This is a genomic window from Granulimonas faecalis (assembly GCF_022834715.1).
GTDB classification, from domain to species: domain Bacteria; phylum Actinomycetota; class Coriobacteriia; order Coriobacteriales; family Atopobiaceae; genus Granulimonas; species Granulimonas faecalis.
In genome coordinates, this window is the sequence record NZ_BQKC01000001.1 from 600,711 (window position 1) to 620,481 (window position 19,771).

A 19,771-nucleotide genomic window follows, 5' to 3' on the forward strand; every position below is an offset into this window, starting at 1 on the left:
TCTCGGCGTTGCGGTCCCGCCATTGTATACGAGGGCGCGGCCCCCATGGCCTACACTGGGTGGCCCGGCAAAACCCGGCGAGAGGAGCCCCATGACCCACGCGTCCACGCCTGAGGACGTGCTCAAGGACGTCTTCGGGTACGACTCGTTCAGGCCACACCAGCGCGAGGTCGTCGGTGCCGCCCTCGACGGCCGCGACGCCCTCGCCGTCATGCCCACCTCCGCCGGCAAGTCCATCTGCTACCAGGTGCCGGCCATCCTGCTGCCCGGTGTGGCCGTGGTGGTCTCGCCGCTCATCTCCCTCATGGCCGACCAAGTGGCCGCCCTCGAGGCCTGCGGCGTGGAGGCCGCCTACCTCAACTCCACGCTCTCGGCCGCCGAGCAGGCCGACGTCCTCGCCCGCGTCGCGCGCGACCTCGACCTCCTCTACGTGGCTCCCGAGCGCCTGGGGGACCCGCGCCTCGCCGCCGCCGTGGCACGCCGCGGCTGCCCCATCGTGGCCGTGGACGAGGCCCACTGCATCTCCCAGTGGGGCGCCGACTTCCGCCCCGACTACCTGCGCATCCGCGACGCCGTCGACGCGGTGGCCGCCGCCCAGGGCTCGCGCCCGGCCATTCTCGCGCTCACCGCCACGGCCACCGACGCCGTGCGTGCCGACATCGCGGCGTCGCTCGGGCTCGTCGACCCCCTCCGCGTGGTGGCGAGCTTCGACCGTCCCAACCTGGCCTTCTCCTGCGAGCGCTTCCCCAACGAGCGTCGGCGCACCGACTGGGTCGTCTCCTACGTGCGCGCCCACGCCGACACCTCGGGCATCGTCTACTGCGCCACCCGCAAGCAGGTGGACGCCCTTCACGAGGCGCTCAGGGCCGCCGGGGTCCGCGCCGCCCGCTACCATGCCGGCATGGCCGAGTCCGAGCGCGCCCAGGCCCAGGACGACTTCACCCATGACCGATGCTGTTGTGTCGTGGCCACCAACGCCTTCGGCATGGGCATCGACAAGTCCGACGTCTCCTACGTGCTGCACCGATCGCTGCCCCTCACGCTCGAGGCCTACTACCAGGAGGCCGGCCGCGCGGGGCGCGACGGCTCGCCGGCTGAGTGCGTGCTGCTCTACCGGGAGGCCGACCTCCAGACGGCGCGGTTCCTCATCTCCCACGGCTCCGAGGCCTCCGACGGCGACCCGGGGGCCGAGGCTCGGCTCCAGGCCGCCTACGCCAGGCTCGAGGCCATGCGCCGCTACGCGGTGTCCGAGCGGTGCCTGCGGCAGCGGATCCTCGCGTACTTCGGCGAGGAGGCCCCGGACCGCTGCGGGCCCGGCGTGGAGGCCTGCGGCGTGTGCCGCGACGCCGAGGCCCGGGCGGCCGCGGGCACGGCCGACGAGGACCGCACCACCGACGCCCTCAAGGTCCTCTCCTGCGTGGCCCGGCTGCAGTGCCAGGGGCGCCTCCAGGGTCGCGCCCGGGTGAGCGCCGTGCTCACGGGCTCGCGCTCCGTCGACATCCTGGACCGCGGCCTCGACCGCCTCTCCACCTACGGGCTGCTCGCGTCGGTGGGCACCGCCGGCGTGGACCGGCTGGTGGACGTGCTGGTTGACCGCGGGCTGCTCGCCTTCACCGCAGAGGAGCGCCCGGTGCTGTACCTCACCGAGGAGGGCTCCGCCTACCTGCAGAGCCGGGAGCCGCTCATGCTGGCCCCCGGGGCCCGCGGGGCGTCGGCCGCCCCCGGCGCCCCTGGCCGGGGGAGGGCGTTCGGCTCGGGGGGCGGTCCCGTGGACGAGGCGCTCTTCCAGCGCCTGCGCGACGTGCGCCGCGAGCTCGCCGGGGACTCTCCGGCCTACGTCGTGGCCACCAATGCCTGCCTGGAGGAGATCTGCCGCAGGCGTCCTACCACCCGTGAGGAGCTCCTCGAGGTGCCGGGCATGGGCCGCCGCAAGGTGGAGCGCTACGGCGACGAGCTGCTGGAGGCGGTGCGCCAGGCCGCGGGGTGAAGGCGGCCGCACGGGAACGCCCGCCCGTATCGTCGGATACGGGCGGGCGTTCCAAGCGCTTCCGTTGATGCGAGGACCCGGGCTCCGGGTGGCGAGGGGCCTTACAGCGTGGTCCCGAACCACTTCTGCTCGAGCTGGTCCATGGTGCCGTCGTCCTCGAGGTCCTTGAGGGCCTGGTTGATCTTCTCGGTGAGGCCGGGGTTGTCCTTGGATACCACGATGCCGTACTGCTCGCCGGTGGGGATCTCGGTGGTCACCTCGAGGTCGGAGTAGGCGATCTTGATCTCGTACTGGGCCACGGGCAGGTCGCAGACCACGGCGTTGTAGAGGCCGCTCTGCAGGCCTGTGAGGCACTGGATGATGTCGTCCAGGGGCACGCAGGTGGCGTTGGGCAGGTTCTCCTTGACCCAGGACTCGCCGGTGGTGCCGGACTGCACGGCCACCTGGGTGCCGGCGACGTTGAGGGTGTCCACGTCGGTGGCGGTGGCGCCCTTCTTGACCACGATGGCCTGGTTGGAGTCCATGTAGGGGTCGGTCATGTCGACCTCCTCCAGGCGCTCGTCGGTGATGGTGACCGCGCCGATGGAGACGTCGGCCTTGCCGCCCTGCTTGATGGTGGGGACGATGGTGTCGAACTGCACGGAGGGCAGGATGTTGGGCTCGAGGCCGAGCTTGTCGCAGACCGCCTTGTAGACGTCCACGTCGAAGCCCTCGAAGTCGCCGCCGTTCTCCGCACTCATCGAGACGAAGGGCGGGAAGTAGAAGTTGGAGATCATGGTGAGCTTGCCGTCCTCGACCAGCGCGTAGTCATCGGTCGTGGAGGTGTCGGGCTCCTGGGCGGAGGAGCCGGACGGGGAGGGCGAGCCGCCGCAGGCCGCGAGGGTCACGGCGAGCACGGCTGCCAGCATGCAGCCGAGCACGGTGGAAAGGTGGGGCTTCTTCTTCATGGTTGCTCCTTGTGCTGTCGCGTCGGGCGTGAGGAGGATGCTGACACGGGTGCGGGGGAGGGCTCCCCTAAAGGGGCACCTTGAAACAGTCTTGTTATAGAAAGTGGCCTAATACACGATTTTTGACACATTGTCCGAATGAATACGCGAATGAGTGCATAGATATCCTCCGAACGGTCGGAGGCCCCGGGCGGCTGGGACAGAAGTGCCCGACCATTGGGACAGAAGTGGGACGGGTGGGGTGGTGGGACGGGTGGTGGGACGGCGGGCACTGGTATGCCGCGGCGATTTTTGGGGAACCATTTGCACGGTATGTGCAATACTTCACGGACCGTGCAGTATTGCACACCATGTATACAAAATCGGTCAGGAGTGCCCTTGCCCCGAACCAGCCAGTCCAACGCCGCCGACCCGCGCTGCGTGCGGTCCCGGGAGCTTCTCCGCGACGCCCTCGCCGCCGACCTTGTGGCCCAGGGGGACCTCGCCCGGGTCACGGTCACCTCGGTGAGCGACCGCGCAGGCCTTACCCGACGCACCTTCTACGCCCACTACCGCTCCATCGACGACCTCGTGGCCGAGGTGGAGGACGAGACCCTCGCCGACGTCGTGCGCCTCGCCGAGGCCGTGGCCGAGAACCACCTCGATCAGGTCTTCTCGGCCTGCGACGCCCTGGAGCCCGTGCCCGGGTCGGTGGAGCTCCTCTCCTATTTCAGGGACCGCAGCGCGCTGCTCGTCCCGCTCCTGGGCCCCGGCGGCGACCCCAGTTTCATGCAGCGCCTCAAGGCCGCCCTCCACGACGCCTTCGCGTCCCGGGCCCTCGAGGGCCTGGACGGCCGCACCCTCGGCGCCTTCTTCGACTACTACGTCACCTTCGCCGTGAGCGCGGAGTGCGGTGTGCTGGAGCGGTGGCTCCAGGGCGGCATGGCCGAGCCCGTGGGCGCGATGGCCCGCCTCATGACCCTGCTCATGTTCGTGCGCCCCGGCGACCTGTACGGCAGCTCCTACGACATGAACATCCCCATGTACGGCTTGGCCCTCATGGCTTCTTTGGAGGACGCAGATGAGTCATAACGCCACGGAAAACAGCAGGTACCACTTGGTGGAGACGGGCGCCGAGCTCGCTCCTGCCGAGCCGTTGGACCTCTCCGGCACCGACCTCCGCCTCGGCATCGACGTCGGCTCCACCACCGTCAAGGTGGCCGTGCTCGACGCCGACGGCGAGCTGGTCTACGCCAACTACCAGCGCCACCACACCGACATCCGCGCCACGGCCAAGGAGCTCTTCGAGCGCGCCCGCGCCCACGTGGGCGGCGCCCCCATGCGCGTGGCCATCACCGGTTCCGGCGGCCTCCTGCTGGCCCAGTGGCTCGACCTCGAGTTCGTCCAGGAGGTCATCGCCTCCAAGCGCGCCGTCGAGACGCTCATCCCTCAGACCGACTGCGCCATCGAGCTCGGCGGCGAGGACGCCAAGATCATCTACTTCGACAACGGCATCGAGCAGCGCATGAACGGCACCTGCGCCGGTGGCACGGGCGCGTTCATCGACCAGATGGCGTCGCTGCTCCACACCGACGCCACCGGCCTCGACGAGCTGGCCCGCGACGCCACGCACATCTACCCCATCGCGAGTCGCTGCGGCGTCTTCGCCAAGTCCGACGTCCAGCCCCTGCTCAACGAGGGCGCCGCGCCGGCCGACATCGCCGCCTCCATCTTCCAGTCGGTGGCCAACCAGACCGTGTCGGGCCTGGCCTGCGGCCACCCCATCCGCGGCTACGTCGCCTTCCTCGGCGGCCCGCTCCAGTACCTCTCCCAGCTTCGCGAGCGCTTCTACGAGACCCTCGACCTCGACGAGGAGCACCGCGTGGTGCCCGAGAACGCCCACCTCTTCGTGGCCTCCGGCGCTGCCATGGCCGGCGAGAGCGACAGGCTCGTCACCTTCGACGACGTCATCGCCTCCCTCGACGCCCTCGGCTCCACACAGGGCTCCGAGGTCGAGCGCCTGCCCCCGCTCTTCGCCACGGAGGGGGCCCTCGAGGAGTTCCGCGCCCGCCACGGCGCCGAGGTGGTCCCCAAGGGCAGCCTCGAGGGCTACCGCGGCCGCGTGTTCATCGGCATCGACGCCGGCTCCACGACCATGAAGGCCGCCATGGTGGGCGAGGACGGCCAGCTCCTGCGCACCTGGTACGGCAACAACAACGGCGACGTGCTCGGCACCGCCCGCGTCATCATGGACGACTTCTACGACGCACTGCCCGAGGGCGCGACCGTCGGCCACGTGACCACCACCGGCTACGGCGAGGCCCTGCTCATCGAGGCCCTCAAGGCCGACTCCGGCGAGATCGAGACCGTGGCCCACCTTCGCGGTGCCAAGGCGTTCGTGCCCGACGTGGAGTTCATCCTCGACATCGGCGGCCAGGACATGAAGTGCCTGCGCGTGCGCGACGGCGTCATCGAGTCGATCATGCTCAACGAGGCCTGCTCGAGCGGCTGCGGCTCGTTCATCGAGAGCTTCGCCGACTCCATGGGCATGGACGTGCGCGACTTCGCCGCCGCGGCCGTGGGCGCGACGGCCCCCGTGGACCTCGGCAGCCGCTGCACCGTGTTCATGAACAGCCGCGTGAAGCAGGCCCAGAAGGAGGGCGCCACCGTGGGCGACATCGCCGCGGGCCTGTCCTACTCGGTCATCAAGAACGCGCTGTTCAAGGTCATCAAGATGCGCGACGCCGGGTCCATCGGCCGGAAGGTCGTGGTCCAGGGCGGCACCTTCATGAGCGACGCCACGCTGCGCGCCTTCGAGCAGCTCTGCGGCCGCACGGCCATCCGCCCCGACATCGCCGGGTGCATGGGCGCCTACGGCGCCGCCCTCCTCGCCCGCGACCGCGCCGGGGAGGACGGCGCCTCCGCGCTGCTCTCCCGCGATGAGATCGACAACCTCGAGGTGAGGCATGTCAACGCCCACTGCGGCCGCTGCTCCAACAACTGCCTGCTCACCATCAACGACTTCGGCGGCGGTCGGCGCTTCATCACCGGCAACCGCTGCGAGAAGGGCGCCGGCGGCTCCAAGGCCAAGCGCACCGCCCCCAACCTCTTCGAGGTCAAGAACCGCCTGCTGTTCGACCGTCCGGGCTGGTCCCGCGAGGAGGCGCCCCGCGGCACCGTGGGCATACCGCGCGCCCTCAACATGTACGAGAACTACCCCTTCTGGCACACGTTCTTCACCGAGCTGGGTTTCGCCGTGGTGCCGTCGGACGACTCCACCAGGGCCACCTACGAGGCCGGCATCGAGTCCATGCCCTCGGAGTCCGTCTGCTACCCGGCAAAGCTCTCCCACGGCCACGTGATGAACCTGCTGGGCAAGGACGTCGACTTCATCTGGATGCCCTGCGTGCGCTGGGAGCGCCAGGAGGACGAGACCGCCGGCAACCACTACAACTGCCCCATCGTCATGAGCTACCCGCAGGCCCTGGAGCTCAACGTCGACGAGCTCTCCTCGCCCTCCGTGGAGTACCTGGCACCCTTCCTGCCCTACGACGACAGGCGGGAGCTCAAGCGGCGCCTCTACGAGGTGGTCTCCGTCCAGCGCGAGGCCGACGCCGCCGAGGGCCGCGGCCGCGTGCGGGGCGCCCACATCACCCGCGCCGAGGTGGACGCCGCCGTCAACGCCGCGTGGCAGGCCGACCTCGACTTCAAGCAGGCCATGGCCGACGCCGGCGACGAGGCGCTTGACTGGGTCGAGCGCAACGACGCCCACGGCATCGTGCTCGCCGGCCGCCCGTACCACAACGACCCCGAGGTCAACCACGCCATCCCCGAGCTCATCTCCTCGTTCGGCTTCGCCGTGCTCACCGAGGACTCCGTGGCGCACCGCACCCGCCCCGAGCGCCCCATCCGCGTGGTGGACCAGTGGATGTACCACTCCCGCCTCTACCGCGCCGCGCGCTTCGTGGCCGGCCGCAACGACCTCGACCTCATCCAGCTGAACTCCTTCGGCTGCGGCCTCGACGCCCTCACCTGCGACCAGGTCCAGGAGATCCTCGAGGCGTCCGGCAAGGTCTACACCTGCCTCAAGATCGACGAGGTCTCCAACCTGGGTGCCGCCCGCATCCGCGTGCGCTCCCTCATGGCCGCGCTCGAGGAGCAGCGCGCCGGGCTAGAGGAGGAGTTCGGCGCCGACGCCGTGCCTGTGGAGCGGGAGGCCGGCAGCGCCGCGTTCCCCAAGCCCCGCTACACCGAGGAGATGCGCGAGGAGGGCTACACCATCCTCGTGCCGCAGATGGCCCCCATCCACTTCGCCCTCGTGGAGCCCATCATCAAGGCGGCGGGCTACAACATGGTGCTGCTGCCGTCGGTGGACCGCGGCGCCGTGGACGCCAGTCTCAAGTACGTGAACAACGACATCTGCTACCCGTCGATCCTGGTCACCGGCCAGATCATGGAGGCGATCGAGAGCGGGGAGTACGACCTCGACCGCACGGCCGTCCTCATCACCCAGACCGGCGGCGGCTGCCGCGCCACCAACTACATCGCCCTCATCCGCAAGGCGCTCAAGGACTCCGGCAACGGCCACATCCCCGTGATCAGCCTCGCCGTGGCCGGCGGCCTCGACGAGGACAACCCCGGCTTCGAGCTGCTCAAGCCCGCCGTGATCGTCAAGGCCCTCTACGCCCTGCTCTTCGGCGACCTCATCATGCAGCTGCTCTACCGCTGCCGCCCCTACGAGGAGGAGCCCGGCAGCGCCGACGCCCTGTTCGCCCTCATCATGGACGAGGCGGAGCGGGCCATGCCCACCATGGACCGCAGGTCGTTCTACCGCCTGTGCCAGCGCACCATCGATGCGTTCGAGCTCCTGCCGCTGGTCAACGACCGCTCCAAGCCCCGCGTGGGCGTGGTGGGCGAGATCCTCGTCAAGTTCCACCCCACGGCCAACAACGAGGTGGTCAAGGTCATCGAGTCCGAGGGCTGCGAGGCCCAGGTGCCCGGCCTCGTGGACTTCTTCCTCTTCGGCCTCACGAGCCCCATCAACATGAGGGGCGAGCTCGGCAGCTCCATGAGGCGCCGCGCCACCCACATGGCGGGCATCAAGGCCATCGAGGCCTTCCGCGCGCCCATCAACCGCATGCTCGAGGAGACCACACGCTTCCAGCCGTACCCCGACATCTTCGACATGGCCGCCAAGGCCGAGGAGATCCTCTCCCTCTGCAACACCATGGGCGAGGGCTGGCTCCTCACCGCCGAGATGTGCGACCTCATCGAGGAGGGCTGCCCCAACATCGTGTGCGCGAGCCCCTTCGCCTGCCTGCCCAACCACGTGGTGGGCAAGTCGGTGATCAAGCGCCTGCGCCAGATGCATCCCGAGAGCAACATCGTGGCCGTGGACTACGACCCCGGCGCCTCCGAGGTCAACCAGCTCAACCGCATCAAGCTCATGATCAGCGTGGCCAAGGAGAACTTCAAGAACGGGGGAGGGGCGACCGTGGGCCTCGACCTCGACGCCGCCCCGCGCCACGCCACGTCGCTCTGCCACGGCCACATGACGGCGGCCGAGCCCATCCACCTCTCCCGCGAGCAGCTGGAGCTCATCGCCCAGGCCGAGGCAGAGGCCGCGGAGCGCGCTGCCGCGGCCGAGCGGGCCGCCGGGCGGGCCGAGCGTCACGAGGGCGCCGTTCGCGACTGACGGCGGCGCCCGTCGGGCCGCTCGGGTTTAGGCGCGTATCGGCGAGAGGGGGCCTCCCGAGGCGTCTCGGGAGGCCCCCTCGCCGTCTCCGGGCCGCAGGGGCCCGATGCCCGGGTGGGTCAGAGGCAGCAGTCCGCCGCCAGGGCCGAGAGGACCCTCCGCACCCTGACGAGGTCGGCCACGGGCACGTGCTCGTCGGGCTTGTGGGCCACCTCCAGGCTGCCGGGGCCGTAGCTCAGGAACTCGAGGTTCCCGGTGGCGGCGGCCATGACGGCGGTGTCGGTGTAGCCGGTGAAGACGTCCACGGGCGCCGGCGAGCCGGTCACGGCCTCCGAGGCCCCCTCGAGGGCCGCCAGCAGGCGGGAGTCCGGGTCGCGCTCCACCGGCGGGCGGTCGCCGGTGACGGTGTAGGAGCCGTCCGCCCCCGGCACCGCCTCGGCGGCGCCGGCCAGGGCGTCGGCCACGAGCCGCTCCGCGAGGGCGGTGTCCGCCGGCGGGACGAGGCGCATGTCGATCCACAGGTGGGCGCGGTCGGGCACCACGTAGGGGCGGTAGCCGCCCTCCACCTGCCCGAACGTCACCGTGCTCCGCCCGAGCTCCGGGTGCTCGGGGAGCGCGAGCACCGACGAGCGCAGCCGGCACACGAACTCCGCCGCCGCGGCCACGGCGTCGGCGCCCTCCCACGGGGTGGAGGCGTGGGCCGTCAGGCCGCGGACGTCCACCTCGAACCACGTGCGCCCCTTGTGGGAGACCCGCGCGCGGCCGTCCGTGGGCTCCGTGTCCACCACCCAGCAGCCGTCGTCCAGCCAGCCGGCGTCGAGCACGGCCTCGATGCCGCGCATGAAGTCCTCCTCGTCCACGGTCAGGAGCATCATGAGGGGCCTTCTCGGCAGCCAGGAGCGGTCGTCGGCGGACGGGGCGTCGCCGGAGCAGACGCAGGTGCCGTGGCATCCCGCCTCCCAGCGGGCCTGGGAGACGGAGCGCAGCAGGTCGTCGAAGGCCAGCAGGGCGCAGGCGAGGCCGCCCTTCATGTCGCAGGCGCCGCGGCCGTAGAGCAGGCCGTCGCGCACCTCGCCGCCGAAGGGGTCCACGTCGGCGGACCAGCCGTCGCCCACCACCACGGTGTCCATGTGGCAGCAGAAGACGAGCGCCCCCTCGCACGAGCCGTCGCGCCCCGGCACGCACGCCGAGAGGCACGGGCGCCCCGGCAGCGCCTCGAGCTCGCGGAACCGGACGACGTCTCCCAGCCCGGCGCGGCGCACGCGCCCCTCGAGCCACGCCCTCACCTGTGCCTCCAGCGCACCCTCGTAGGTGCCGGGGTCGGTGCTCTCGGTCCGCACGAGCCCTGCGCAGAGCTCCGCCTCTTCCCGGCCTTCCATGGCGTTCCTTTCCCGGTGGCCCTCGAGCGGGCCGCCCTTTCTCGGTGGCTCTCCGGGGGACCTCGTACCCAATGGGGACCCCGGGCCGCGGGTCCCGGTCGGCGACCGGTTGCGGAGGCTCTCCATGACCCTGATGCCGCTCGCCCCCGCGGACGGTGCCGCTCACCGACGGTCACGGCTGAAAACCAGACAAAAAGTAAGGGAGTCAACAAGCCGGCGTCCTGAGCCTCATCCAGAGCCACCCCCTCGTGGGCCACCTCGGGTCGGGGCTGCCCGTGTTCATGGGCGCGGCCTTCGCCTACGTGCCCACGCTCACAGCCGTCGCCGGCATGGGCGGCACCGGGGCCGAGGACTTCGGCAGCGCCCGCAACTGGCTCGTCGCCACCGTCACCCTCGTGGCGTGCGTGGCCTTCGCCAACTTCGGCAAGGGCGTGCTCAAGCTCGGCTCGCTCTTCTGGGGCCTCCTCGTGGGCTACGGGCTCTCCCTGGCCCTGGGCATGGTGTCGTTCGACGGGCTGGCCGGCGAGGCCTGGTTCGCGCTCCCCGCGTTCACGCCCTTCTCTCTCGAGTTCCAGCCGGCGGCCATCGCCTCGCTCTCCATCGTGTTCGTCGTGGGTGCCGTGCAGATCGTGGGCGACCTCAACGGCGCCTGCGCCGGCGCCCTCGACCGCGAGCCCGCCGAGCGCGAGGTACTCGCAGAACATCGGCATCGTCAACCAGAACAAGGTCATCAACAAGAAGGTGATGGTGGCCGCCTGCCTCATCATGCTCTGCGCCGGCCTCATGCCCAAGGTCGCCTTCGTGCTCCCGGGCATCCCCAAGGCCGTCATCGGCGGTGCCACCATCAACGTCTTCGCCACCATCACGATGACGGGCGTGCGCCTGCTCACCAAGAACGGCCTGTCCCAGCGCACGGCCTCCGTCGCGGGCCTCTCCGTCGCCCTGGGCATGGGCATCGCTCTCACCTCCGGCGCCCTGGCCGGCCCCGGGGTGCCCGAGTGGGCCCAGGGCGTCCTCGGCTCGTCCTCGCTCGTGGTGACCGCCATCACGGCCATCGTGCTCAACCTCGTGCTCCCGGGGCGCGAGGAGGTCGAGCCGGCGGGGGAGGGCGCGCCCGGAAGCGGCTCGCCGGCCGGCGGCCCGAGGCTCGCGGCGGGCGCCTGGGGGCACCGCGCCCAGGGGCGCCGGGAGCGGGCCCCGTGCCGGGCCCACCCATGATGAGTGGGCCGTCGCTGCAGATGTCGGACGGATAATGGCAACCGGTTGCTCACCTGCGCGCGGCCGGTTGCCCCATTTCGGCGGTAGGGACGCCTGACGGCACGATAAAGGCAACCAGGTGCATTGACAGCGCTCACACCTGCCGTCTAAGGTCTCTCGGCGGTCCTTGGCGCCGAGCGTCGTCCTCCCGTCGCCGTGGCCGCGGCACCGGCCATGCGTGGCGGCATGGCGGAGACGCGGGACGCGGCACGCAGGGGACCGTCCGCCTCTGGTAGACCAGAGGGGTACGACGCACCTAGCGGGAGGACGGGCTTCCATGATCTACCTCAACTGCGCGGCGACGTCCCACGACCGGCCGCCGTGCGTGGCCGAGGCCGTGGTGGAGGCCATGGGCAACCTCGGCAGCTCCGGGAGGGGGGCCGGCGACGCCGAGCTGGGTGCCGCCCGCACCGTGGCCCACGCACGCGTCTCGCTGGCGCGGCTCCTGGGCAGCGACTCCCCCGAGCGCGTCGTCTTCACCGCCAACGCCACGGAGGCCCTGAACATCGCCATCCTGGGCTGCGTGCGGCCCGGCGACCCGGTGGTGGCCACCGACTGGGACCACAACTCGGTGCTCCGCCCCCTCTACCGGTTGGAGCGCGCCGAGGGCGTGCGCCTCTCGTTCTGGCGGGCCGACAGGCGCGGCCGCCTCGACCTGGCGGACCTCGAGCGGCTGTGCGTGCCCGGGACGCGGCTCGTCGCGGTCACCCACGGGTCCAACCTCACCGGCAACCTGGTGGACGTGGCCGCCTGCGCCGAGGTGGCCCACGCCGCGGGTGCCCTGCTCCTCGTGGACTGCTCCCAGACGGCCGGCTCGGTGCCCTTCTCCATGGAGCGGGCAGGCGCCGACCTCGTGGCCTTCACGGGCCACAAGGCGCTCCTCGGCCCCCAGGGCACGGGCGGGCTCATCGTGGCGCCCGGCGTGGAGGTGGAGCCCGTCCTGAGCGGCGGCACGGGCATCGCCTCGTCCCTCCCGCACCAACCCGATGCCTACCCCGAGCACCTCGAGGCCGGCACGCTCAACGGTCACGGCATCGCCGGCCTGGGCGCGGGCGTCGACTGGCTGCTCGAGCGCGGCGTCGGCGCCGTCCACTCCCACGACCTCGCCCTCGTGCGCCGCTTCGTGGCCGGGCTCCGCGCCATCGACGGCGTGACGGTCTACGGCGACTTCCCCGACGACCTCTCCACGCTGGACGGCGTCACGTGCGACCACGGGGCCGCGGTGGCCGTCAACCTCGACGGCTGGGACTCCTCCGAGGCCGCCGACGAGCTCGAGGAGACCTACGGCATCGCGGTGCGCGCGGGGCTGCACTGCGCCCCCCGCATGCACGGGGCGCTCGGGACGTCCGACACCGGCGCCGTGCGCTTCTCGTTCGGCGCGTTCACCACCGAGGCCGACGTGGACGCGGCCCTCGCCGCTCTCGCGGCCATGGCCTCCGAGGAGGGCTGACATGGGCAGGCGCAAGAGGCTCAGGGCCGTGGCGACCTTCGCCTCCACCCACGACGCCGTGGAGGCGGAGGCCCTCTGCAAGGGGGCCGGCATCGCCGGCAGGCTCATCCCCACGCCGGTGGCCGTGCGCGCCACCTGCGGGCTCTCCTGGTCCATGGACCCGGCCGACCGCGGGGCCTTCGAGGCCGTGGCCCGAGGGAGGTTCGCCATAGAGAGCATCCAGGAGCTCGAGCTCTAGAGAAGGGAAGAACCATGACCCAGCCGATCAAGCTCACCAAGCTCGCGGAGTGCGCGGGGTGCGGCGCCAAGGTGGGTGCCGGCGAGCTCGCCAGGCTCCTGGAGGGCCTCGACGTGCGCCGCGACCCCAACCTGCTTGTGGGCTTCGACAAGAGCGACGACGCCGCGGTGTACAGGGTCTCCGAGGACCTCGCCATCGTGGAGACGCTCGACTTCTTCCCGCCCATCGCCGACGACCCCTACACCTATGGCGCCATCGCCGCCGCCAACGCCCTCTCCGACGTCTGGGCCATGGGCGGCGAGCCCAAGGTGGCCCTCAACATCATGGCCGTCCCCGAGGACATGCCCAAAGACGTGGTGCACCAGATCCTCCGCGGCGGCTACGAGAAGGTCTACGAGGCCGGCGCCTCCATCGTGGGCGGCCATTCCATCTACGACGAGGAGCCCAAGTACGGCCTGTCCGTCACCGGCTTCGTGGAACCGGGCTCCATGTGGACCAACGCCGGTGCCCGGGAGGGAGACGTCCTCGTCTACACCAAGCCCCTGGGTATCGGCATCGTGGTGACCGCCGCCAAGGGCGGCCTCGCCACGCCCGAGCAGCTGTCGCTCGCTGAGGAGGCCATGATGCGCCTCAACCGCTGGCCCCACGACGTGGCCCTTGAGGGCGGCTTCACCGTGGACGCCGCCACCGACGTCACAGGCTTCGGCGTCATGGGGCATCTGCTGGAGATGGCCCAGGGGGCCGGCCTCGCCTGCGAGGTGGACGCCGGCGCCTTCGACGTGCTGCCCGGCGCCCTGGAGGCGGCGAGGCTGGGCCTGCTGCCCGCCGGCACCTACCGCAACCGCCACTTCGCCGCGGACTACGTGGACGGCGGAGACACCGAGCTCGCCCTACTCGACCTGCTCTTCACCCCCGAGACCTCGGGCGGCCTGCTGTTCGCCGTGCCCGCCGAGGAGGCGGATGCCTTCGTGGCGACCCTGACGGCCGACGGGCGCGTCCTGGCGGCCTGCGCCGTGGGCCGTATGGTGGCGGCAGGGGAGGGCGCCCCACGCATCCGCGTGCGCTGACCGCCGTCCCGGCACCTGTCCCAACACCCGGGCACTTTTGTCCCACGGCGGGGTCGAGGCGCACCGCCGGCCTGGCGGGCGCCTCGACCCTACCGATAGATATCGCAACATGCGAAGTGACAGATGGGCCAGGCACCGCTGTCACATCAGGCGTCAAATGGAGGGCCCCTCGGCGAGCGGACGTTCGCTCGTCGAGGGGCCCTTTGCGGCGAGGGGGTTTGGGGTGCGGCCCTACTTCGAGCCCTCCTGGACCTCCTTGCCGCTCGTCATCTGGTCCCACTTCTCCAGGACAGCGTCGCGTATCTCACCGAACTGCGAGATATCCTCCTTCATGAGGGCCTTCTCGTCGAAGTCCAGCTCCACGCCCTCGAGGGACGGGATGCAGAGCTTGATGGTGTTCTTCTTGTCGATGGCGGCCAGCTCCTTGAGGTTCTCGCCGCTGGAGAAGAGCCACTCGATGAACTCTTTGGCGCCGTCCACGTTGGCGGCACCCTTGAAGGCGGCCACGCCGTCGGGCATGTAGGGCATGCCGTCCGTGGGCTGGATGGTGTGGATGCCGTCGGTGAGCAGGTCGTCCAGGGTGCGGTCGAGGTAGGTGATGCCCACGGCGATCTCTCCCTGGGAGACGCGGGTGGCCGGGTCGCTGCCGCGCTTGGTGTAGAAGGGGATGTTGGCGTTGAGCTCCTCGAGGTACTTCCAGCCGTCGGTCTCGCCCATGGTCTGCAGGATGGCGGCCACGGCGGCATAGTTGGTGCCGGAGACGGCGGGCGAGCTCATGACGATCTCGTCCTTGTACTCGGTCTTCACCAGGTCGGTCCAGGCGGCGGGGGAGGAGGCGCCGACCTCCTTGAGCAGGTCGTCGTTGGCGATGAAGCCCACCACCGTGACGCCCTTGGAGAACCAGTAGTTGTCGGGGCTCTTGAAGCCCTCGGCGAACCTGTCGGCGTCCGGGAAGTCCACGGCCTCGAGCAGGCCGTCGGCGGCCGCGGCCATGAACGAGTCGATGCCGCCGCCGAACCACAGGTCGGCGCTGGGGGTGCCCCCCTCGGCCCGGAGCTTGGAGAGCACGTCGCCGCTCGACATGGAGACGAACTCCACGGGCATGCCCTTGTCCTCGGTGAACATGTCGAACAGGGCCTTGTACGACTCGTTGGTGCACACCACCTGGAGGGTCTTGTCCGAGGAGGCGCCCCCCTGGTCGGAGGAGGAGCCGTCGTCCGAGGAGGTGCCGTTGCATCCGGCCAGGGCCGCGGCGGGCACGAGGGCTGCGGCCGCACCGATGAACGACCTTCTCGAGAGGTTGAGCTTCATGACGCTGTTCCTTTCCATGTGAGCCTATGGGCTATGTCGAGAAACACGGAAGAGCCCACGGTGAGGTGCTCCCGGTTTTGCGACCGGATGGTGATGGGGTGCCCTGAGACCGACACCGTGTAGGAGAGCTCGTCGCCGAGGAAGGTGCACGACTCCACGGTGCCCTCCCACGGGCCGCGGTCGACCACGGCCACGTCCTCGATGCGGGCGAACACGGGGCCGTCCGGGCCGGGCAGCTCGTTCACCGGGCCGAGGAACCGGGCGCAGAACTCGTCGGCGGGGTGGAGGTAGACCTCCTCCGGGGTGCCCTGCTGCAGGATCCTGCCCCCGTCCATGACGGCCACCGTGTCGCCGAGGGCCATGGCCTCCCGCTGGTCGTGGGTGACAAAGAGCATGGTGAGGTCGAAGTCGCGCTGGATGGTGCGGATCTCGCGGCGCATGGCCTCCCTGAGGCCCGTGTCGAGGTTGCTCAGGGGTTCGTCGAGCAGGAGCACCTTGGGTTTGAGCACCAGGGAGCGGGCGAGGGCCACGCGCTGCTGCTGACCGCCGGAGAGCTGGGCCGGGTAGGCGTCGGCCAGCTCCCCCATGGCCACCGAGGCGAGCATGGACCGTGCCTCGGCGCGGCGTGCGGTGCGGTCCATGCCGTGGCACTTGAGCCCGTAGGCCACGTTCTCGAGGACCGTCATGTGGGGGAAGAGCGCGTAGGACTGGAACACCGTGGAGACGGGCCGCTCCTCGGGGGGCAGCCCGACGATGTCGGTGCCGTCCACCTCGACGGTCCCCGCGTCCGGGGCGAGGTAGCCGCCCACCATGCGCAGGGTCGTGGTCTTGCCGCAGCCCGAGGGGCCGAGCAGGCAGCAGATGGTCCCCCGCTCCACCCCGAGGTCCATGGCGTCCACCACGGCGGTGTCGCCGTAGCGCTTGGTGAGTCCTTCGATCTGGAGGAACATCTCAGCGACGCCCCCTTCCCGCCAGACGCCATGAGACCAGGTCCACGGCGAGGGTGATGGCGATGAGCACGACGGCGATGGCGGCGGCGTAGCCGTAGCGGCCGCCCGAGAGCGCGTCGAAGAGCTGGACGATACCGGTCTTGGTGCTGGGGGCCACGAGGAACACCACGGCGCCGTAGGCCATCATGGCGCTCGAGAACCCGTTGAGCAGGCTCACGGCCACCGCCTCGCGCAGGTTGGGCCAGAGCACGGAGGAGAAGCAGGTGAGCTCGCCCGCCCCCAGGTCGGCCGCGGCCCGGTCGAGGTCCCGGGGCACCTGGCCGAGGGCGTTGGAAAAGGCGTCCACCGAGACGGTGAGCTGCCTCGCGGCGAGCACGGCCACGATGACGGCGCCCGTCCCGGTGAGCTTGAGGGGGCCCGAGTTGAACGAGAGGATGTAGCCGAGGCCGAGGCAGGTGCCCGGCAGCATGTAGGGCATGGCGGCGGCGAACGAGAGGAGGGGCGAGCCGGCGACGTGCCTGCGGTGGCAGAAGTAGGCCACCGCCGCCCCCAGGGCGCAGCCGACGAGGGCGGCGAGGGCGCCGTAGGCCATGCCGCGGCCGAGGGGCGCCAGGTCGAAGTCGACCAGGTGCCGGAAGTTCTCCAGGGTGAAGGGCGCCCCCCAGCCCATGCCCCGCACGAAGGCACAGCGCACGATGGCGAGGTAGAGCACGGCCACGAAGGCGGCGAAGGCGCAGGCCACGCAGGAGAGCACGGCCGCCGCGGGGCCCGTGAGCCGCCAGGTGCCGGCGTCGCCCTCGCCCATGGTGCCCGCCACCAGCCGCTCGGCCTTGGCGTCCAGGTGCCGGCGTGCCCCGTAGGCTGCCACGGCGCACGCCAGGAGGCAGATGTTGAGCACGGCCGCCCCGGCCAGGTCGCCGTAGCCGGTGAGCTGCACGTAGATGCGGGAGGCCACGGTCTCGAAGGCCCCGCCGATCACCACGGGGGTGCCGTAGTCGGAGACGGAGCGCACGAATGTGAGCAGGAAGCAGGCGGCAAGGGTGGGGCGCACCAGCGGCATCACCACGTCGAGGAACACCCGGGTGCCCGACGCCCCCAGGTCGGCGGCGGCGGCCATGAGGCGTCGGTCGATGCGGGAGATGCTCGCCTGCAGCAGCATCACGTTCACGGCGCAGAAGAAGAGCCCCTGCATCACCACGATGCCGAGCCAGCCGTAGGGGTCGCACGACAGGCCGAGCAGCCCATGGGTCACCAGGCCCCGCCGGCCGAAGAGCTGGATGTAGGCGAGGGACGCGAGAAACGGGGGCGATACCATGGACAGCAGCGCGGCGCCGCGGGCGGCCGTGCCCAGCCGGCGAGGCCCGAAGGCACCCACCACGGCCACCGCCAGGGCCACGGCGCAGGAAAGGGCGGCGGCGAGCATGCCGCAGAACAGCGAGTTCGCGATCAGGGGTGACGAGTCGCCCAGGACCTTGGCAAAGCGTGCCGCCGCCGCGGCAGGCCCCCCGTCGAGGCTCCTCGCGAGCATCGCCACGATGGGCCATGCGCAGAACACCGCCACGAGGGCCACGGTCAGGGCCAGGGCCCCGTCGGCCCCCACCGCCTGGAGCCGGTGGCGTCGTCTCAGGGTCGCGTTGTCGGGAGGGGTGGCTGTCACAGGGGTCTCTCCGGGCGGGTGGGTCGGTATGTCAAGAGGATCCTGTCTGTCATACCCCAAGACCACCCACCGAGACTCCCTCGTTATATTTCTGCTGGGTCAACGGTGTGCCTTCCCGCGTCGACGGTAGGGATGCCGTGGTCCGGCCATGTCAGATGGATTTCAATCGATTTTCAATGGATAATCAGATATACCATTTGGCGACAATAAGGGACCGTCCATCCGGATGGCGTCCGTCCGTTGGGTGTAAGGGACCGACTATGGGGCAAACCGAAAGGCATATGCACTAACAAAGAGTTCGGTCATCGAGGACCGGACCCTGCCCTCGGTCACCCGGTCTGCAGTCCCCTGTATGGAGGTGATGGACGGCTCCCAGGACGGCGCGTCCTTGTGCGCTCTAGCGAATGTCCTCGGGAGAGGGGCTGCAAGCAAGTCAGCTACCCACCCTGATTGGAAGCGCAATGGAAGAGAAGCTCGACTCCCTGTTCCACCTCAAGGAGCGTGGAACCAACGTCAAGACGGAGTTCATCGCCGGCCTCACCACCTTCGTGACGGTGGCCTACGTCCTGGCCGTCAACCCCTCCGTGCTGGCCGACGCCGGCATGGACCACGGTGCCGTGTTCACCGCGTCGTGCCTTATCTGCATCATCGGCTCGCTGCTCATGGCGTTCCTGACCAACTTCCCGTTCCTGCTGGTGCCGTCCATGGGCCTCAACGCCTACTTCACCTACACCATCGTGGTGGGCATGGGCTACTCCTGGCAGGTCTCCCTGGCCGCCGTCATCGTCGAGGGAATCGTCTTCGCCATCATCTCCCTCACCAAGCTGCGCGACCTGCTCGCCGACGCCATCCCCTTCGGCCTGAAGAAGGCCATCACCGCCGGCATCGGTCTGTTCATCACCATCATCGGCCTCAAGGGCTCCGGCCTGCTGCAACCCAACGAGTCCACCTACGTCTCCATGGTCTCGTTCAACGGTACCGTCCAGGACGGCACCTTCTCCACCCTGGGCATCTGCGCCCTGCTCGCCCTCGTGGGCGTCATCATCACCGCCGTGCTCATGGCCAAGAACGTCAAGGGCAACATCCTCATCGGCATCGTGGCCACCTGGGTCCTCGGCATGATCTGCGAGGTCTGCGGCGTCTACGTCCCCAACCCCGATGCCGGCTTCTTCACCCTGTTCCCCGACTTCTCCAACGGCCTCGCCGTCCCGTCCCTGGCCCCCGTGGCCTTCCAGGCCGACTTCACGCAGTTCGCCACCGTCGGCTTCGTGGCCGTCGTCATCGCCATCCTGTTCGCCTCCATCTTCGACACCCTGGGCACCCTCATCGGCACCGCCACCAAGGCCGGCCTCGCCGACGAGGACGGCAACATCCCCGGCATCGGCAAGGGCCTGCTGGCCGAGGCCGTCACCACCATCTGCGCCGGCTTCATCGGCTCCAGCCCCACCTGTGTGGCCGTGGAATCCAACGCCGGCGTCGCCGAGGGCGGCCGCACCGGCCTCACCGCGGTCTTCGGTGCCGTCATGTTCGCCATCGCCCTGCTCCTCAGCCCCATCTTCCTGGCCATCCCGAGCTTCGCCACCGCCCCCGCCCTCATCATCGTCGGCTTCCTGATGATCGGTGCCTGCTGCGCCGTGGACTGGGACGACCCCACCGAGGGCGTTCCCGCCTTCATCACCCTGGCCGCCATGCCCTTCTTCTACTCCATCGCCGAGGGCGTCTTCCTGGGCATCATCTCCTACACACTCATCAACGCCTGCGCCGGCAAGGCCAAGAAGGTAAGCCCCCTGCTCTGGGTGCTCACGGTGCTCTTCATTATCAAGTACTTCTTCATCTAACCGTTCTCCGCGCGAT

Annotated in this window: 12 protein-coding genes and 1 pseudogene; 8 read left to right on the forward strand and 5 right to left on the reverse strand. The window is 70.2% G+C overall.

Annotated elements, in window-relative coordinates; all coding sequences use genetic code 11:
- The first annotated feature begins 91 nt into the window (after positions 1-91).
- Complete coding sequence (locus OR600_RS02785) at positions 92-1,987, forward strand: RecQ family ATP-dependent DNA helicase (protein ID WP_265590611.1); 1,896 nt, start codon at positions 92-94, stop codon at positions 1,985-1,987.
- 101 nt (positions 1,988-2,088) lie between these two features.
- On the opposite strand, the gene OR600_RS02790 is transcribed toward OR600_RS02785, so the two are convergent.
- Positions 2,089-2,934, reverse strand: a complete 846-nt coding sequence (locus OR600_RS02790) for an ABC transporter substrate-binding protein (RefSeq protein ID WP_204407460.1) — start codon at positions 2,932-2,934, stop codon at positions 2,089-2,091.
- 378 nt (positions 2,935-3,312) lie between these two features.
- Here OR600_RS02790 and OR600_RS02795 point away from each other — a divergent pair, with 378 nt between their 5' ends.
- Positions 3,313-4,005 (forward strand): TetR/AcrR family transcriptional regulator, encoded by a 693-nt coding sequence (locus OR600_RS02795; RefSeq protein ID WP_251164046.1) that lies wholly within the window; start codon positions 3,313-3,315, stop codon positions 4,003-4,005.
- Positions 3,995-8,608: a 2-hydroxyacyl-CoA dehydratase gene (locus tag OR600_RS02800; protein ID WP_265590612.1), complete on the forward strand. Its 4,614-nt coding sequence runs from the start codon at positions 3,995-3,997 to the stop codon at positions 8,606-8,608. Before OR600_RS02795 ends, OR600_RS02800 begins: the two co-directional genes overlap by 11 nt.
- 119 nt (positions 8,609-8,727) lie before the next feature.
- Here OR600_RS02800 and OR600_RS02805 read toward each other — a convergent pair whose 3' ends face one another.
- Entirely contained in the window at positions 8,728-9,987 is a 1,260-nt protein-coding gene (locus tag OR600_RS02805) for a M20 family metallopeptidase (RefSeq protein ID WP_135978681.1), read from the reverse strand.
- A 329-nt stretch (positions 9,988-10,316) separates the two neighbouring features.
- Between OR600_RS02805 and OR600_RS02810 the strand changes: the two are divergent.
- The 4 genes and pseudogenes from OR600_RS02810 (at position 10,317) to selD (ending at position 13,999) form a co-directional block, all read left to right on the forward strand.
- Positions 10,317-11,205, forward strand: a pseudogene (locus OR600_RS02810) (uracil-xanthine permease family protein).
- A 316-nt stretch (positions 11,206-11,521) separates the two neighbouring features.
- The gene (locus OR600_RS02815) at positions 11,522-12,694 is read left to right on the forward strand and encodes an aminotransferase class V-fold PLP-dependent enzyme (RefSeq protein ID WP_204407307.1); all 1,173 of its coding nucleotides are present in this window, start codon (positions 11,522-11,524) and stop codon (positions 12,692-12,694) included.
- A gap of 1 nt (position 12,695) precedes the next feature.
- Positions 12,696-12,932, forward strand: a complete 237-nt coding sequence (locus OR600_RS02820) for a putative Se/S carrier protein (protein ID WP_204407306.1) — start codon at positions 12,696-12,698, stop codon at positions 12,930-12,932.
- 14 nt (positions 12,933-12,946) lie between these two features.
- On the forward strand, positions 12,947-13,999 hold the full coding sequence (selD, locus tag OR600_RS02825; RefSeq protein ID WP_135978677.1) for a selenide, water dikinase SelD: 1,053 nt from the start codon (positions 12,947-12,949) through the stop codon (positions 13,997-13,999).
- 231 nt (positions 14,000-14,230) lie between these two features.
- On the opposite strand, the gene OR600_RS02830 is transcribed toward selD, so the two are convergent.
- The 3 genes from OR600_RS02830 to OR600_RS02840 are packed head-to-tail and all read right to left on the reverse strand — an operon-like array spanning position 14,231 to position 17,917.
- A complete protein-coding gene (locus OR600_RS02830) occupies positions 14,231-15,310 on the reverse strand; it encodes an ABC transporter substrate-binding protein (RefSeq protein ID WP_265590613.1) in 1,080 nt (359 codons plus the stop codon).
- Complete coding sequence (locus OR600_RS02835) at positions 15,307-16,260, reverse strand: ABC transporter ATP-binding protein (protein WP_135978675.1); 954 nt, start codon at positions 16,258-16,260, stop codon at positions 15,307-15,309. Before OR600_RS02835 ends, OR600_RS02830 begins: the two co-directional genes overlap by 4 nt.
- A gap of 1 nt (position 16,261) precedes the next feature.
- Positions 16,262-17,917 (reverse strand): ABC transporter permease, encoded by a 1,656-nt coding sequence (locus tag OR600_RS02840; protein ID WP_135978674.1) that lies wholly within the window; start codon positions 17,915-17,917, stop codon positions 16,262-16,264.
- 461 nt (positions 17,918-18,378) lie between these two features.
- Here OR600_RS02840 and OR600_RS02845 point away from each other — a divergent pair, with 461 nt between their 5' ends.
- Positions 18,379-19,755, forward strand: coding sequence for an NCS2 family permease (locus OR600_RS02845; RefSeq protein WP_135978673.1), 1,377 nt, complete (start codon positions 18,379-18,381; stop codon positions 19,753-19,755).
- Positions 19,756-19,771 lie beyond the last annotated feature (16 nt).